13 protein-coding genes are annotated in these 15,824 nt (G+C 47.7%); 5 read left to right on the top strand and 8 right to left on the bottom strand.

All coding sequences use genetic code 11. The annotated features are described in order from the left end of the window. Positions 1–38: 38 nt before the first annotated feature. The 3 genes from HH301_RS10585 to HH301_RS10575 form a co-directional block, all read right to left on the bottom strand. Positions 39–1,010 (bottom strand): MBL fold metallo-hydrolase, encoded by a 972-nt coding sequence (locus tag HH301_RS10585; RefSeq protein ID WP_169568873.1) that lies wholly within the window; start codon positions 1,008–1,010, stop codon positions 39–41. A 202-nt stretch (positions 1,011–1,212) separates the two neighbouring features. Then, positions 1,213–3,084, bottom strand: coding sequence for an acyl-CoA synthetase (locus tag HH301_RS10580; protein WP_169568872.1), 1,872 nt, complete (start codon positions 3,082–3,084; stop codon positions 1,213–1,215). Positions 3,085–3,144: 60 nt separating this feature from the next. Next, positions 3,145–3,732: a TetR family transcriptional regulator gene (locus HH301_RS10575; RefSeq protein WP_169568871.1), complete on the bottom strand. Its 588-nt coding sequence runs from the start codon at positions 3,730–3,732 to the stop codon at positions 3,145–3,147. Positions 3,733–3,827: 95 nt separating this feature from the next. Between HH301_RS10575 and HH301_RS10570 the strand changes: the two genes are divergently transcribed. Beyond that, the gene (locus tag HH301_RS10570; protein ID WP_169568870.1) at positions 3,828–4,421 is read left to right on the top strand and encodes an NAD(P)H-dependent oxidoreductase; all 594 of its coding nucleotides are present in this window, start codon (positions 3,828–3,830) and stop codon (positions 4,419–4,421) included. A gap of 8 nt (positions 4,422–4,429) precedes the next feature. Here HH301_RS10570 and HH301_RS10565 read toward each other — a convergent pair whose 3' ends face one another. From HH301_RS10565 to HH301_RS10555, 3 genes are read right to left on the bottom strand one after another with little or no spacing between them, the layout of a single operon-like run. Continuing rightward, the gene (locus HH301_RS10565; RefSeq protein WP_169568869.1) at positions 4,430–5,566 is read right to left on the bottom strand and encodes an acetyl-CoA C-acyltransferase; all 1,137 of its coding nucleotides are present in this window, start codon (positions 5,564–5,566) and stop codon (positions 4,430–4,432) included. Further along, positions 5,563–6,987: an AMP-binding protein gene (locus HH301_RS10560; protein WP_169568868.1), complete on the bottom strand. Its 1,425-nt coding sequence runs from the start codon at positions 6,985–6,987 to the stop codon at positions 5,563–5,565. Before HH301_RS10560 ends, HH301_RS10565 begins: the two co-directional genes overlap by 4 nt. Beyond that, the gene (locus HH301_RS10555) at positions 6,977–7,663 is read right to left on the bottom strand and encodes a nitroreductase (RefSeq protein ID WP_169568867.1); all 687 of its coding nucleotides are present in this window, start codon (positions 7,661–7,663) and stop codon (positions 6,977–6,979) included. Before HH301_RS10555 ends, HH301_RS10560 begins: the two co-directional genes overlap by 11 nt. Positions 7,664–7,818: 155 nt before the next feature. On the opposite strand from HH301_RS10555, the gene HH301_RS10550 reads away from it, so the two are divergent. Then, entirely contained in the window at positions 7,819–9,012 is a 1,194-nt protein-coding gene (locus tag HH301_RS10550) for a serine hydrolase domain-containing protein (RefSeq protein WP_169568866.1), read from the top strand. A gap of 6 nt (positions 9,013–9,018) precedes the next feature. Here the strand turns inward: HH301_RS10550 and HH301_RS10545 are convergent, their stop codons facing one another. After that, a complete protein-coding gene (locus tag HH301_RS10545; protein WP_169568865.1) occupies positions 9,019–9,945 on the bottom strand; it encodes an AraC family transcriptional regulator in 927 nt (308 codons plus the stop codon). A 106-nt stretch (positions 9,946–10,051) separates the two neighbouring features. Between HH301_RS10545 and HH301_RS10540 the strand changes: the two genes are divergently transcribed. Continuing rightward, complete coding sequence (locus tag HH301_RS10540) at positions 10,052–10,660, top strand: LysE family translocator (RefSeq protein ID WP_169568864.1); 609 nt, start codon at positions 10,052–10,054, stop codon at positions 10,658–10,660. A 57-nt stretch (positions 10,661–10,717) separates the two neighbouring features. Here HH301_RS10540 and ssb read toward each other — a convergent pair whose 3' ends face one another. Continuing rightward, positions 10,718–11,209, bottom strand: a complete 492-nt coding sequence (gene ssb / locus HH301_RS10535; RefSeq protein ID WP_169568863.1) for a single-stranded DNA-binding protein — start codon at positions 11,207–11,209, stop codon at positions 10,718–10,720. Positions 11,210–11,409: 200 nt separating this feature from the next. Here ssb and uvrA point away from each other — a divergent pair, with 200 nt between their 5' ends. Together uvrA and trmFO are read left to right on the top strand one after the other, a co-directional pair. Then, positions 11,410–14,325, top strand: coding sequence for an excinuclease ABC subunit UvrA (gene uvrA / locus HH301_RS10530; protein ID WP_169568862.1), 2,916 nt, complete (start codon positions 11,410–11,412; stop codon positions 14,323–14,325). Positions 14,326–14,351: 26 nt separating this feature from the next. Then, positions 14,352–15,701, top strand: a complete 1,350-nt coding sequence (gene trmFO, locus HH301_RS10525; protein ID WP_169568861.1) for a methylenetetrahydrofolate--tRNA-(uracil(54)-C(5))-methyltransferase (FADH(2)-oxidizing) TrmFO — start codon at positions 14,352–14,354, stop codon at positions 15,699–15,701. Positions 15,702–15,824 lie beyond the last annotated feature (123 nt).

Genomic DNA, 15,824 nt, shown 5'->3' with positions numbered 1-15,824 from the left:
CGGTTTATCCAGCGCTTTCAATAATTTATCTTATGTTTTTAACATCCTGAAGTACATTTTCCCATGCCGTCAAACGACATAGTCATTCCACTCAGCGGAAGATAAGTCGGGGCGGCACTCAGTTTCATGAACATCTCAGAACGTGTGCCCGCAATTACCTTGCCGCCTTCAGTTGCTGGCTCATTAGCATGGGAAATGATGACAGATGCCGGTTTAATCAGATCATTGACAACATAGGCTGCTTCCTTGGGCCCTGTTGTGAACGTATCACCTATATTCATCACAACCAGTTTTGCCTTATACTGATCCCCAACAACGATTTTTTGTTCAGCTGTTACACCCGTATCACCGGATAGATATGCCACGAGACCATTACTAAACGTGAGAACATATCCTGTTGGTGGTCCTGCATAAGCGGTCAATCCAGCAGCATCCAGATGGTCACCAAGATCTCCACCGATCATAGCACCAGCAATGCCGTTTGAATGAACCGCCGGAACCGTTGTTATTGTGACACCACCAATTTTTCGACTGGCACCAAAACGAACTAGTTGAGAATTTTTAGGGTCCGCCCCCACGGATTTTAACTTAGCTCCAAAAAATTTAGGCATTTCACTGCCCGTAATGATTTTGGCGTTTTTTGCGGCGGCGATATTGACACTATTTGTGTTTGGCAGGGAAACAGTTGGAAATTCAGGTTTAGAGCAACTGCCCTCATTCACTTTAGCAATATGGCGATCACCAACATGATCTCCATGCATATGACTGACCAACACAGCGTCAATTTTCCCTAACCGAGGATCGTCTGCACCGGCCACCGTCCGGCCCGCATCATAAAGAAGGCGGGTCCCATCTGGATCCTCAAAAACCATGGCCCGATCCAACCGGCAAAATTCGCCATCATGACTGCCAAGGGGTGTAATTTTGACTTCGCTTGCCATAGCTTGCGAACTGGCAATTACACCAGCAAATATTGCCAAGCCTACAACGGATGTTTTCTTGAACCGCATTCTCCACTCCTCTGTTATGAACCGGCACATAGTTTTTGCCAACTTGTAGCCGTTAGTATTTTTGCGCACTGTCAGGTTACGAACCAAAGCAACTTTTGGATTAACTATGGCGAAATCAGAATTATTAGTAAATTCAAATATTCATAAACATCAAATCAGAATGAGGCAGACAAGTTCATTCAACTGCGACTAAGCTGACCCTCTAATCTGCGATTTCACAATGGAATGTATAAACACCAAGTCGTTTCTTAATTTGCTCCTTGTGAGAGGCATCACCTCCAGAAATGGAAACAAATGCCGTCAGGCCAAACTTGGGATCGTTACCCATTCGAATGGAAAGCTCATCAACAGATGATTTAATATCTTCAAGGACCGCCTCGGCAACCCGAAGAGAGGCCATTTCCCGTAAAGCCGGCTTGAAAATTTTTCCAACGCCAGTCAGAGGCATCTCGTCAATGATTATGATTTCAGCTGGATTTGCTGCCCGCTCCAGAATTCTCTCTCTGGCGAATTCCTGAAGCTCTTCAGGAGTAGCTGTCTGACCAGGTTTTAGCTGCACATAGGCTATTGGCATTTCTCCTGCGTAATCATCAGGACGCCCAACAGCCGCAGCTAACTCTACAGCGGGGTGCTCATGAAGTGGCTCTTCAATCAAACTTGGATCAATATTGTGTCCGCTTCGAATGATCAGATCTTTCGACCTGCCGGTCAGCCACAAACACCCATCAGCATCAATACGCCCCAAATCACCAGAATTCAGCCAACCTTCCATCGGGAAAGCAGCACTATTGTGAGCCGTTTGAACATAGCCGGGCATGACACATGTCCCTTTCATGACGATCACGCCAACCTCATCTGTCTTGGCGTCCCGAACATAGTTTCCGTCTTCATCCATAATGATAGCTTTGATCTGGACATAAGGCTCCCTCACTCCAACGGAGCCAAATTTCGCGTCACCATCGCGCGGGACCAAGGTCGTGTAGGAGGTAACCTCCGTCATGCCATAACCTTCCAGCATGGTTATCCCGGACAGTTTGGAAATGGCGTCTAAAACTTCAAGCGGAGATCCGGAACCCCCGGTAATTCCTATCCGCAGGCTACTGATATCGCACCCTTCTGAAGGAATATTCAGCAAGGCAGATAATACAGTCGGAACAGTCCCGAACACCGTAACGCCAAATTTTTCAACAATTTTCCAGTAGTTGCCAACCAGCAGTGGATCTCGCCAGCCAAGGGGGGAAGCTATGACCAGCTTGGTACCAAGGCACAAGGGGATGATCCCGGCAATCACCGACCCACTAATATGAAACAGCGGCAGACCCGTAACAGTACAATCTTTATCCGAATAGCCAATTAAATAGCCTGTGGCCGCCAGCTGGATCAGCTGCATCCGATTGGTATGAGGTACCAACTTTGGTAAGCCTGTCGTGCCGCCCGTATGATAATAGCCAACAACGTCATCCAAACCCCTGGTTGGCAGATCAATTATCTCCGCTTTTGAATGGCGCTTCATTTCACTATCGAAGGAAACAATTTTGTCTCCATCGCACCCGGCACCTCCGCCAACCACAAAAACTTTCTTGAGAGTTGGAAGTTGCTCTATCAACCAAGTAACCTTTTTCCAAACTTCTTCATTCAGATCAGGGCCGGGAACCACTAAAATCGTTGTATTTGCCGCCTTCATAATACCGAGGATATGGCTCTCCTCGAGCATCGGATTAACCGCATTCACAATACCAACAGCTTCCCCTGCCATCAGCGTGAAATACCCTTGCGGACATTGTGGCAATAAATGGGTTATGGTCTCTCCCTCGCGAAGCCCTGCATCCAGAAACATATTGCCTGTCTGATTGACGTAACCAAGTAGCTCACCGTAGGAAATATGCCGACCGTCTCCCAAGGGGTCGCCAGGGGGCTGTACGATCAGGGCATTTTTATCTTTATGCTTTGCAACAGAGGTCAGAAAAGCGTTGTAAACGGTCTCGGGACGCAGCCAGACTTCCTCTGGTGTTTTTTCGAATTCTTCAACGTCCTTTAATCCGGAAAGCCTTCCGGAAATCATATCCACAGACATATGTCCTCCCCTTTTTTATTTTTATGGGAAGAATATGACGCCTTTATTCAGGAAATCAAATTAAGAAAGCCATGATTTTAGTTTGAAACGAAACTCTTTTTCGGCTTCATCCAGACTACTGTATTGACCACTTAGTTTAAAAGAAACAGCTTGAACCAAAAATGCAAGACATCCTTCACCTAGTGCAGTTTCCGGTAAATCGGTTCTAATCTTACTGTCAGTTTGCAGCCGCTTTATCGCATTTGCCAAAAGATCCTGAAACTCATGGCAATCATCACCGACTTCCAGACTAAACTGATCAACTGTCACGCCGGCAAAATGCTGAAACAAGTCAAATAGGATCCGCTCCCGGCTAAGCAGCTTTAAGAAAGGAACCAGTGAAGTTACAAAATCCTCAGGCATAAAATCCTGCTTCGACATCTCCCTCACAACAGTTCCGACAGCCCCATCAAACTCTTCACACATCAACGTATAGAGAAGCTGGTCCTTATCCCCAAAATGAGCAAATAATGTCCCCTTGGCGACCCCAGCCTTTTTGACGACTTCTTCTGTCCGCAGGGCTTCATAACCATCCTGAAGAACAATTTCTCGGGCCACATCAAGAATTTTTTTTCGTGTATCAAGCCTTCTTTTCTGCGGTTCTTTCACAATTATGCACACTTTCTACTATTTGGGCCTTGAAAAATGACTACGGTCAATTTATGTCAAAAATGACCACGGTCATTTATATAGGAATTATTTTCATGGCTTCAAAAAATATCTTAACATTAAACGGACACCCAGCAGAGAGTTCCCTCTCAGCCAGCCTACTAGATCGGTATCAAGAAAATGCGACAAAAGCGGGGCATTTAGTGCGCCGACATGATCTGTTTTCCAAAACATTTGATCCAGACTTTGGTGATGGTGGTTATCATAACCCTAAACCGCTGGAGCCGGACCTTCAAACTTTTGTTGATGATCTTTTATGGTGCGATCACCTTGTTCTTGCTACACCCATGTGGTGGGGTGGACTTCCTGCATTATTGAAGGGATTGTTTGATCGCGCCCTTTTACCTGGCACAACTTTTGACACCCGAAATACCAATTTTATTGGAATGCCTGCTCCCCTCCTGAAAGGCAGAACCGCCAGCACCCTCTTGACCTCAGATACACCCTCTTATGCTCTGTCTCTCATGTATGGCTCAGCAATTCGCAAACAACTGGAACGACAAATATACAAGTTCGTCGGATTAAAACCGGTATCCTTTAAAAGCTTTGCTCCGGCAACTGAGGCTAAACCAGCTCTCGTCAATAAATGGCTGAACGTAGCAGGACAGCTTGGCGCTGCGGCTAGGTAACTTAGAATTTAACGCTGCAGCAAGAGCGTACTACTTAATCCGCCTGCTGCAGCGATTGTCGCTAGCCCATAACTTCCCGCTGAACAGGATTGTAACTGATGAAAAAGTCGAACTGCATTTATGGCGCCAGACGCACCAATCGGATGACCTCTTGCAAGAGCGCCGCCCCCAACATTAAAAGCTGCAAGGTCAAGACCGGTTTGAGAAAGACACTCCATCGCCTGTACGGCAAAGGCTTCCATCACTTCAAGTACCTTTATTTGAGGGACTTCTATGGCGCGGTCTTTAAGGAGTTGACGCACTCCAAAGATAGGAGCCAGGGCAGGCTGCTCCGGATCACTTCCGAGGGAAAGACCCGCAACTAACTCAACAGGCTTTGCCGGTGTTTTGTCCAGTTTTAGAAGCGCTGTTTCACTAACTAGTAAAACAGCGGCAGCAGCGTCCGCCTTTAAAGCAACCGTTGCCGATGTGAGGCCAAACTCATTATCACCAGCAATCACTGGTAAACGGCTACACAGCTTGTGAGACAAGTTCCGACTGGCGGAATCCGACTGAACACCGGCAACAGAAACGATCTCAGCTGCATTATTTTCTTTATTAATTAATGCCTTACGATGACTTTCTATTGCAAATTCTTCTTGTTGGACCCGGCTCATCGAACCTGTCTTAGCTAAAGCCGCGGCGGCTTCCAACATATCCGGATCCCGATCAGGCCATGGCGTAAATGGAGGCCTTTCATATTCCTGATCCACTCCATTGGGCGTTTTGGCACGTTGAAATCGACGAGGGGCACGACTGTAGGATTCCACGCCTCCAGCGATGACGACGTCGGCCACTCCAGATCTGATCATCGAAGCACCCAATAAAATTGCATCTAGGCCGCTGCAACATTGCGTATCAATTGTCATCGCTGGCAAGCTCTCCGGAAAATCTGCAGCGAGGGCAGCAACACGTGCAGGGTTCCCTCCCCCATAAAGAGCATTTCCCATGATTACTTGATCAATCTGATCACCCGCCAAACCAAGGTTATCCGTCAAAGCTGAAAAGACAGGGGCCGCCAAATCTGAAATTTCAAGATTACGAAAGGCACCATTTATTGGTGATACTGCCGTTCGTTTTGCAGAGGCGATAAAAACCTTCCTCACGACAACCTCATCAGTTTCCCGCCAAGTAGCATAGCTCTAATAGCCGCTAAATCGGTTTTCTCCGAAACTGTGTAGGGCCAATCACGGCAAAGATAGAACTTTGAAGGAATTGCGTAAGGCGGAAGAAGCTTTTTCAACTTCAAAGTCAAGCTTGAGGAAGACACATCTTCCTCTAATTTAACAATGCCGACAACCCGGTTTTCCCGAACAGGATCAGCCTCTCCCATCACAGCAACGGACCGAATGCAAGGAATGGTCTGCAACGCTGTTTCAATTTCCTCAGGCTGAATATTGCGTCCGGCTGACTGAAACATACGATCTTCCCGGCCGACCAGGCTTAAGTCCCCAGTATCATTCAAGAAACCTCGATCACCGACTGTTATGAAGCCACCTTGGGAGCGAGGCGGAAAAAGCTTCCCGTTAGCGCCTGCATAGCCCGCAAAAACAAATGGACTTCGCACATATATTGTTCCGATTTGTCCCACAGCGGCTTCTGTTCCATCCTGATCACGAATGGAAACATCAACCCCATCAAAAGGCTTACCGACACAATGTGGGTTGGTTTGAGGCGTCAGCTGTTGATAGGAGACATACGAAAATTCTGACGAGCCGTAAAATTCACAAAGATTTGCAGTCGGAAAAACAGATTGGAAATCATCTAACCAAAATGTTGGAAACTTCGATCCTGCTGATAAAACCAGTCGAAGGTTCTCCAATACATCAGTTTGCCGTAGGCTGTAATCAATCAATGCACGGATCTGAGTAGGTGTGCCAATCAGGATAGAACGGCCATCCTCTTTCAGGTCTTTAATAAATCGATCAGGACGAAACGAGGCTTGCATCCGAACGGTAGCACCAGCATAGAGCCCCCTAATCACGCCATATAACGGTAGCGAGTGAGAAAGGCTGCCTGGGACGAAGAAAATATCATCTCCGCTGAGCCCAAATGCCTTTTGATCTGCAGCAAAACTCTCCAACCAACTGCGCTCACTTCTCGCATAACCTTTTGGCAGGCCTGTAGAACCCGACGTAAAGCCCGTATAAAAGGGAAAATCACCAACCTCTTCTGTTGTTTGGAGTGATTTGCACACTCTTAAACTCCCTGCAGCATAAACAGCATCCGGCTTTAGATGATCTATTAGCTTATCTCTCAAAGCTGTTGGCCAATCCGTATTGAAAACCTGGGTGTTTATGCCAAGCTGGCTCCCAGCAATAAGGATCGCCACATGATCAACTGAGTTAGGATGCGAGACGGCAATGGATTTCAGGGATTTCCGAGAAAGTGTTTGAAACCAAGCTGCTATCTGTTTCTTCAAATCCAGATAGGTAATCGTTTCACTGCCCAGACAGATTGCCGGCTTGCTCGGCGTTTGCTCTGCGTGGCGCAACACCGTTTCATAGAGCCGCGTCCTAGTCGCCATAGTATATAACCGCATCCTCAAGCTGCTTTCGTGGCCGCGCAAATTGATTTAAAGGATGATCTCTATCTTCAAATCCGAGCGCTATGCCACAAATAACAAGGTCTGTCTCCGGCAGTGATAGGTGGGAACGAATAACATCGGCATATGAAATCAGGGCCGCTTCAACACATGTTGCCAAACCGTTTGCTTCCGCAGCCAGGATCAAATGTGAAATAAAAATCCCCATATCGACATATGAGCCTGTCTCCAAGCGCTTGTCCATTGTCAGAACAATTCCTACGGGTGCGCCGTGAAACTGATAGTTTCTCTTTTGTTGCTCCCGCCTTTTTGAAACATCTCGTTTGCCGATCTCCAACGAGCCATATAACAGCTCCCCAATTTCAGATATCCGATCTGTATAGGGACTCAGAGGTGTGTCAGGATAGTAAAGATAATCATCTTTTCTAACCGACGGGCGCTGATCATAAGCTTGCATCAAGGCCTGGGCTAAACCGTCCTTTCGAGATCCCGTGAGGATATGGACCTTCCAAGGCTGCATATTTCCACCACTTGGGGCCCGAAAAGCAGCTGTCAGGATTTTCGTTACCAAATCCTGCTCAACATTTTTTTGCAAGAAGGCTCGCACAGATTTTCGCCGAGCCATAAGGTCTATTATTTCTGAATTTTTATTACTCAAACTCAATCCAGACGCTCTATTGAAATTCGATCCGCCCTTATAGCCAACACAAGGTGGCAGCTCAAGGCAGGTGAATTAATATTATTATTCAATAGAAGCGTATTTTACTCTATTCTGTTCGACCTAAAGAAGAAAACATACCGGGAGGAAACCAAATGAAGTCAGTCCTGATTGGGGCCGCTTTTGCCCTGCTTTGTCTACCTGCATCGGCCATGGAGATGGTCGATCCAGCCAAGGCAGGCATAGACACCAACAAACTCGAAACGGCAAAGACCGAAATAATAAAGGACATTTCGGATGGAAAGCTCGCAGGCGCAACGCTTACGGTTTTCCGAAATGGAGTGATTGGTTATGACGAAGCCTTCGGAACCCGTGGGAATGGTGCAAGCGAAGGCCCCCTCAAAACCGATGACATTTTTCGGATTTATTCCATGAGTAAGCCGATCACCACCACCGCAGCTATGATCCTGATGGAGCGGGGAAAATTAAAACTAGAGGACCCACTTTCCAAATACGTCCCGTCTTTTGCCAACTCACAAGTTCTCGCCGATGGCAAACGGGTACCACAAGAACGACCTATTACAATTGCTGATCTGATGCGCCATACATCGGGTATCGTTTACGGCTTCTTCGGAGACACACCCGCCCGTGCAGAATATCGAAACGCCAACCTCTATGATCCCAATCAAACCAATGCAGAACTTGCAGACAAATTAGCAATGCTTCCCTTAGAGCATCAACCAGGTTCCGCGTGGGAATATAGCCATAGCACGGACGTTCTGGCACGTGTTGTCGAGGTTGCTTCAGGGCAATCAATTGGTGATTTTGTCAAAACCAATATCCTTGATCCCCTTGGAATGAAGGATACCAGTTTTTATGTTGAGGCCGCTAAAAAAGACCGTGTGGTTGAACCTCAATATCCCGGATTATTAAATCCGTTGCAAAAACCGACATACCAATCCGGTGGCGGTGGAATGATGTCTACGGCACCTGATTACGTGACATTCCTGAGAATGATTTTGAACAATGGATCGCTTAATGGGACGCAGATCCTAAAACCTGAAACTGTTCAGTTGATGACCTCGGATCAGTTGGGAGATATCAAGCCAGGTAACTACAACCTTCTTGGACCAGTCTATGGATTTGGGTATGGTTTTGCTGTTCGTCGCTCTGATGAAGGGCCATTCCCAGGCAGCAAAGGTGATCTTTATTGGGGCGGCTATGCCGGCACCTATTTCTGGATCGATCCGTCTGAAAACCTGATCACTGTGTTTATGATGCAAGCCCCAAAACTTCGGGCAGGTTATCGTCCCCGGATCAGAAGCTGGGTGTATAACGCACTGAAGTAAACAATATCAGCCAGCCCTGCGGTAAGCTCCAGGCCCCAAACCAAACTCTTCCTTAAAACGGCGTGAAAAAGAGGAGGCAGAGGCATAACCGCAGCGGCTGGCAATTTCATCAAGACCCAAGTTTGTATCTTTCAACAAAACACGCCCCTGACTGAGGCGATGTAAACTTAAATATTGAATGGGCGGGATTCCGACCAAACGATTAAACAAATCTGCAAACCGTGCCCGAGACATCCCCGCCTCTTTAGCAAGACTATCAATTGTCCACGCAGTCTCAGGGTTTTGATGAATACAGGTTAGGGCTTTTGCTATTCGCCAATCCTGTAGTGAAGCGACAAAGCTGCCACTGCCCGTGTTGTCATATTGCCCCATCACCGTTTGAATAAATAACCCTTCGATCAGGCGGGTCAGTAGAGCGTCCCTTCCCTGCACTGGTTGGTCAGCCAATTTCCGTATCGGTTTGAGGAAAGCATCCAATACAGGGTCCTGCTCAGTCTGGCTCAATTTCAACAAAACCAGAGGAGGCAAAGTTTTTAAAACAGGGTGATCCAGAGCCTCATCAAACTGACAATAACCACATAGCAGCCTGTTAGCGGGGGCCTCATCTTCGACATCATACCGAAACACACCCTTCTCCAGATTTCTCGGTGTCAGCAACTTTGGCAATGGCGAAGGCTTAAGTGTTGGATCAGACGCAAGGATTTGGGCTGAACCATCTGGGATAAGAACCACATCACCTGCCGTCAAACAGACGGGGTCAAAATCTGGAACAACGACCCAGCAGGCACCTTCCAAAACCATGTGAAACCGGATTAACCGCCGCTCCTTCGGAATTTCGATGGAAAAGTCAGTCGCCAGTTTTGCTTCGAAATACAGATGTGCCTTCAAGCGAAGCGTTGAAAATACTTCGGAGACTATATCTTCAGACTGCATGCGCGCCTCTTGAGACGATCTGTCAAAAAAATGAGATGCATAAAGGATGTGCGGAGAGTCTCTCTATGTCAACCTAAAGCCCCCTCGACTGCTTCAGGTAGAAAATATGACTTTGGATATGATTATTGCTTTGATTGGATTTGCTTTTGTGATGTCCATCTCACCCGGCCCCAGTAATTTCCTTCTAATGTCGCAAGGCGCAAGCTTTGGATATGTGCGCTCCCTTCCCCTTGTGACTGGCATCAGCGCTGGATTTCTGACAATGGTTTTTTTAGTTGGCATTGGGCTTGGAGAGATTTTGGACACTTACCCTGTTATCATATCAGTCCTTCGGTATCTCTGCGGTGCTTATGTTATTTGGCTCGCGTTTCAAATTTCCAGAAGTCAATCCATTGGAAACCCGAAAGAAAATGACACAGTACCCAAGATTGGCTTCTTTCAGGCTGCATTATTTCAATGGGTCAATCCGAAAGCCTGGGCGGTTGCCCTAATCGTCACTGTTTCATACACCGTTCCTGAAAATTATCAGTTTAACTTATTGCTTTTAATAGGTATTTTTGCACTCATCAACATTCCATCCATCAGCATTTGGGCTATTTCTGGAGCCTTGTTGCGGCGGTGGCTGTCAACGGCGCGACGGATTACACTGTTTAACAGAACTATGGCAGTTCTTCTGATTGGCTCCATGCTACCGGTCCTATTTAACCTGAGCTGAGGCCAAATAAAAAGCCACCCAATGGGTGGCTTTTTCGTGTTTCATCGACCGACAACCTTAAAATGGGATGTCATCATCGAAATCACCACCGGCTGGAGCACCGCCGAAGCCGCCACCTTGCTGGCTACCACCGCCAAAACCACCGCCCTGGTTACTGCTTCCACCACCAAAGCCGCCGCCTTGGCCACCACCTTGACCACCGGCACTATCCAACATGGTCAGGTTAGAGTTAAAGCCCTGAAGAACAATTTCAGTTGAATATTTAGTGATGCCATCCTGTTCATATTGACGGGTTTGCAACTGCCCTTCGATATAAACTTTGGATCCTTTACGGAGGTAATTCTCAGCAACCTTACAAAGGCCTTCGTTAAAGATAACGACCCGATGCCATTCTGTCCGCTCCCGGCGTTCACCTGAATCCCGGTCCCGCCAGGTTTCTGACGTTGCAATCCGCAAATTACAAACTGGTTTACCCGCTTGTGTATGACGAATTTCCGGATCCGCACCAAGATTTCCAACCAAAATAACTTTATTGACGCTGCCTGCCATAACCTATTGCTTTCGATTCTTTTAGAGTCACAAATTTGCCCACAGCTTAACGGCTCAAAAGCGAACTGACCAGAAGAAATCCACCCATTTGGCAATAAGAACAAAAGAAAAACATTTTTATCTGCGAAAGACTGGAATTTTGATGGAACTTTAGCTAAGTTCCCTCTCTTAAGGCCCCCTTTTTGACCCAGGAAATTTAGATGCATACGAAAATCAGCGTTCGCGGTGCTCGAGAACATAATCTGCAAAATGTGAATGTCGATATCCCACGGGACAAACTTGTGGTGATCACAGGCCTCTCCGGCTCAGGAAAATCTTCTTTGGCGTTCGACACCATCTACGCTGAAGGCCAGAGACGCTATGTTGAAAGTCTGTCGGCCTATGCCCGGCAATTTCTGGAAATGATGCAAAAACCGGATGTGGATCATATTGACGGTTTGAGCCCTGCAATTTCCATCGAACAGAAAACAACATCCAAAAACCCACGTTCGACGGTCGGTACGGTCACCGAAATCTATGACTATTTGCGTCTTCTTTATGCACGTATCGGTGTTCCCTACTCGCCAGCAACGGGTCTGCCCATCGAAAGTCAGACGGTTAGCCAAATGGTTGATCAGGTTATGGCTATGGGAGAGGGTAAACGCCTGTATCTGATGGCTCCAATTGTCAGGGGCCGTAAAGGGGAATACCGAAAAGAATTTATCGAGCTTCGCAAAAAAGGGTTCCAACGGGTCAAGGTCGATGGTGAGATCTATGACATTGAAGATGTTCCGGAACTGGATAAGAAGCTCAAACACCATATTGATGTAGTCGTCGACCGTGTGGTCCTGAATGATGAAATTCAGACCCGCTTGGCAGACAGTGTCGAAACGGCGCTCGACTTGGCCGATGGTTTGTTTGTGGTTGAGGATGCGGACACTAAGGAGCGGAAGATATTCTCCGCTAAATTTGCGTGTCCAGTATCCGGCTTCACAATTGAGGAAATTGAGCCCCGAATCTTTTCCTTTAACAACCCTTACGGAGCGTGTCCGTCCTGCGGTGGTCTTGGAACGGAAATGTTCTTCGATCCAGTCCTGGTCGTTCCTGATGTGACCTTATCTTTGCGCAACGGTGCGATTGCCCCCTGGTCCCGCTCTTCCACCCCTGCACCCTACTACATGCAAACGCTGGAAGCGTTGGCACGGCATTATGGATTTGAAGTCACCACCCCCTGGGAAGACCTCTCGGAAGAACATCAGGATAAGGTTCTTTTCGGCACCGGCGATGAAAAAGTGCAGATCACCTTTGATGACGGGATGCGCACCTACAAAACCAACAAGCCGTTTGAAGGGGTTATCCCCAATATCCAACGCCGTTGGCGTGAAACCGAAAGCAGTTTCGTCCGTGAGGATCTTGAAAAATACCAGGACAAAACAGATTGTGGGACTTGTAGCGGTCACCGGCTGAAACAAGAAGCCCTGGCCATAAAAATCGATGGCTTAAACATTGGTGAGGTTTCCAAAAAATCCATTCTGGATGCTCAGAAATGGTTCACGGATCTAAACGACAAGCTCTCTGCAAAAGATAAATCTATTGCAGAACGCGTTCTGAAGGAAATCAATGAGCGGCTTGGCTTTCTGGTAGATGTTGGTCTTGAATACTTAACGCTTTCGCGTGGTTCCGGGACCCTCTCTGGTGGGGAAAGCCAACGGATCCGCCTTGCTTCCCAAATTGGATCTGGCCTGACAGGCGTTCTTTATGTCCTTGATGAGCCTTCCATTGGTTTGCATCAACGGGATAATTCCCGCCTCTTGAAAACACTGGTCAACCTTCGCGATCAGGGTAATTCGGTTCTTGTTGTTGAACATGATGAAGAAGCCATCTTGACCGCCGATCATGTGATTGACATGGGACCGCGTGCAGGCAGTCACGGAGGCAAGCTTATCGCCCAGGGGACCCCTGAGGACATCTGCAACGCTGAGGAAAGTATCACCGGTAAATACCTGTCCGGGAAAATGGAAGTTCCCCTGCCCAAAGCACGACGTAAGCCCGTGTCAGCTCGGCAGATCAAGATCGTTGGGGCTCGCCACAATAACCTGAAGCGAGTAGATGTTAGTATTCCGCTTGGCACATTCACATGCGTCACAGGTGTGTCTGGAGGCGGTAAATCATCGCTGATCATTGAAACGCTTTATAAGGCGATTGCCCGTAAACTGAACAATAACCGCAATCACCCTGGCCCCCATGATCGAATTGAAGGCATTGAGTGGCTGGACAAGATTGTTGATATTGATCAAAGCCCAATCGGGCGAACTCCTCGTTCTAACCCAGCGACTTATACTGGTGCGTTTACACCTATCCGGGAGTGGTTTGCAGGCCTTCCAGAAGCCAAGGCCCGCGGCTATAAATCCGGTCGCTTTTCCTTCAATGTCAAAGGTGGCCGCTGTGAAGCCTGTAAGGGCGACGGCGTCATCAAGATTGAAATGCACTTCCTGCCCGATGTTTATGTTGAATGCGAGGTTTGTAAGGGAAAACGCTACAACCGGGAAACGTTGGAGATTACGTTCAAGGATAAAAGCATTTCCGACGTCCTCGATATGACTGTCGATGAAGCCGTTGTTTTCTTCAAGGCCGTTCCTTCCATCCGGGAAAAATTTGAAACTCTACAGCAGGTTGGCCTCGGCTATATCCATGTGGGACAGCAGGCGACGACACTTTCAGGAGGTGAGGCTCAGCGGGTAAAGCTGGCCAAAGAGCTATCCCGTCGCGCAACCGGCCGAACCCTCTATATTCTGGATGAGCCGACGACAGGCCTGCACTTTGAGGATGTTCGCAAATTAATGGAAGTCCTGCAGGCCCTTGTGAATACGGGTAACAGTGTTCTAGTGATTGAGCATAACCTGGAAGTCATCAAAACCGCTGACTGGATTGTTGATATGGGTCCAGACGGAGGGGATGCAGGTGGTTATCTTGTCGCCGAAGGGACCCCAGAAGATGTGGCAAAAGTTGACGCCAGCTATACTGGACAATATTTGAAGGATATCTTGGCGAAATATCCTGAGGTGCCGGTTGCCGGTGAGAAAGCGGCAACTAAAAAGACCTCCACCAAGAAACCCAAAAAATCCAGTGCGGCGTGAGCTATAGCCCGAGGAAAGACGAATAGATGAGTAATGCAAAAACACCGGTTCATGTGATCGGCGGTGGTCTTGCCGGATCCGAAGCAACTTGGCAATTAGTCAACCAGGGTGTACCAGTAATCCTGCATGAAATGCGCCCAGATCGGGGAACGGATGCCCATATCACAGACAGTCTGGCTGAACTTGTCTGTTCAAACTCCTTCCGTTCAGATGACGCAGAGAATAACGCTGTTGGCCTTCTGCACAAGGAAATGCGGGAACTTGGCTCCCTGATCATGGAAAGCGCAGATATCAACAAGGTTCCTGCTGGTGGTGCATTGGCGGTCGATCGTCATGGGTTTTCTGGATATGTGCAGGAAAAACTTGAAGCTCACCCCCTCGTCACAGTCGAGCGGGGAGAGGTTACCGGTCTTCCCCCTGAAGATTGGGGAAAATGTATTATTGCTACTGGTCCACTAACGTCAGAGCAATTGGCTAATGAAATCCATGCTGCAACCGGCGCAGATGCTTTGTCTTTCTTTGATGCCATTGCACCGATCGTCTACAAGGATAGCATCAATTTCGACATAGCCTGGTTTCAGTCCCGATATGATAAAGGGACCGGTACTGATTACATCAACTGCCCCCTGACTGAGGAACAGTATCGGGAATTCATCCAGGACCTAAACGAAGGCGGTAAAACCGAATTCAAAGAATGGGAAAAAGATACGCCTTACTTTGATGGCTGCCTTCCCATTGAAGTCATGGCAGAACGCGGTCCTGAAACACTGCGTTTTGGTCCCATGAAGCCTGTTGGTCTGACCAATCCGAACAATCCAACCGTTAAACCCTACGGTATCGTTCAACTGCGTCAGGACAATAAGCTTGGAACCCTTTACAATATTGTCGGCTTCCAGACGAAACTGAAATACGCCGAGCAAACCCGTATTTTCAAAAAAATTCCTGGCCTGGAAAACGCTGAATTTGCGCGCCTCGGCGGTCTGCATAGAAATACCTTCATCAACAGTCCTATTGTACTGGATGAAGAACTCCGCTTAAAAGCCCGACCCAATCTGCGCTTCGCCGGGCAAATTACAGGCGTTGAAGGATATGTTGAAAGCACCGCAATTGGTATCTTGGCTGGCCGTTATCTCGCCAGTGAGATGACTGGAAACATATTTACGGCTCCACCTCTAACAACAGCGCTTGGTGCCTTAAAAAGCCACATTACGGGTGGTGCGGAAAGTGACACCTTCCAGCCTATGAACGTCAACTTTGGCCTTTTCCCTCCCCTTGAACAACGAGTTAAGAAAAAAGAACGGAAGCAAGCCTATACGAAAAGAGCGTTCCAGCACTTTGCAGAATGGCAAAAATCACTTAACCCTGAAGCGGCTTGAGAAATTCTGTTTCGGTAACCATTTGGTTACTATGTGTGGGCTAATCTAAGGTTAATTTCGGTAACCAGATTCAAGGGACAGTCTTGGGTACCCACTGGAGTTGAACAGCTTATTCCGTTGAGG

The organism is Sneathiella limimaris (assembly GCF_012932565.1).
Lineage (GTDB): Bacteria > Pseudomonadota > Alphaproteobacteria > Sneathiellales > Sneathiellaceae > Sneathiella > Sneathiella limimaris.
Note: the sequence above shows the minus strand (reverse complement) of the source record. Positions and strands in the feature narration are given on the sequence as shown.

What these genes read in the sequence shown, in the direction of transcription:
- HH301_RS10585 (WP_169568873.1), bottom strand. Translation starts at nt 1,010, where the DNA reads ATGCGGTTCAAGAAAACATCCGTTGTAGGCTTGGCAATATTTGCTGGT.
- HH301_RS10580 (WP_169568872.1), bottom strand. Translation starts at nt 3,084, where the DNA reads ATGTCTGTGGATATGATTTCCGGAAGGCTTTCCGGATTAAAGGACGTT.
- HH301_RS10570 (WP_169568870.1), top strand. Translation starts at nt 3,828, where the DNA reads ATGGCTTCAAAAAATATCTTAACATTAAACGGACACCCAGCAGAGAGT.
- HH301_RS10560 (WP_169568868.1), bottom strand. Translation starts at nt 6,987, where the DNA reads ATGGCGACTAGGACGCGGCTCTATGAAACGGTGTTGCGCCACGCAGAG.
- HH301_RS10550 (WP_169568866.1), top strand. Translation starts at nt 7,819, where the DNA reads ATGAAGTCAGTCCTGATTGGGGCCGCTTTTGCCCTGCTTTGTCTACCT.
- HH301_RS10545 (WP_169568865.1), bottom strand. Translation starts at nt 9,945, where the DNA reads ATGCAGTCTGAAGATATAGTCTCCGAAGTATTTTCAACGCTTCGCTTG.
- HH301_RS10540 (WP_169568864.1), top strand. Translation starts at nt 10,052, where the DNA reads ATGACTTTGGATATGATTATTGCTTTGATTGGATTTGCTTTTGTGATG.
- ssb (WP_169568863.1), bottom strand. Translation starts at nt 11,209, where the DNA reads ATGGCAGGCAGCGTCAATAAAGTTATTTTGGTTGGAAATCTTGGTGCG.
- uvrA (WP_169568862.1), top strand. Translation starts at nt 11,410, where the DNA reads ATGCATACGAAAATCAGCGTTCGCGGTGCTCGAGAACATAATCTGCAA.
- trmFO (WP_169568861.1), top strand. Translation starts at nt 14,352, where the DNA reads ATGAGTAATGCAAAAACACCGGTTCATGTGATCGGCGGTGGTCTTGCC.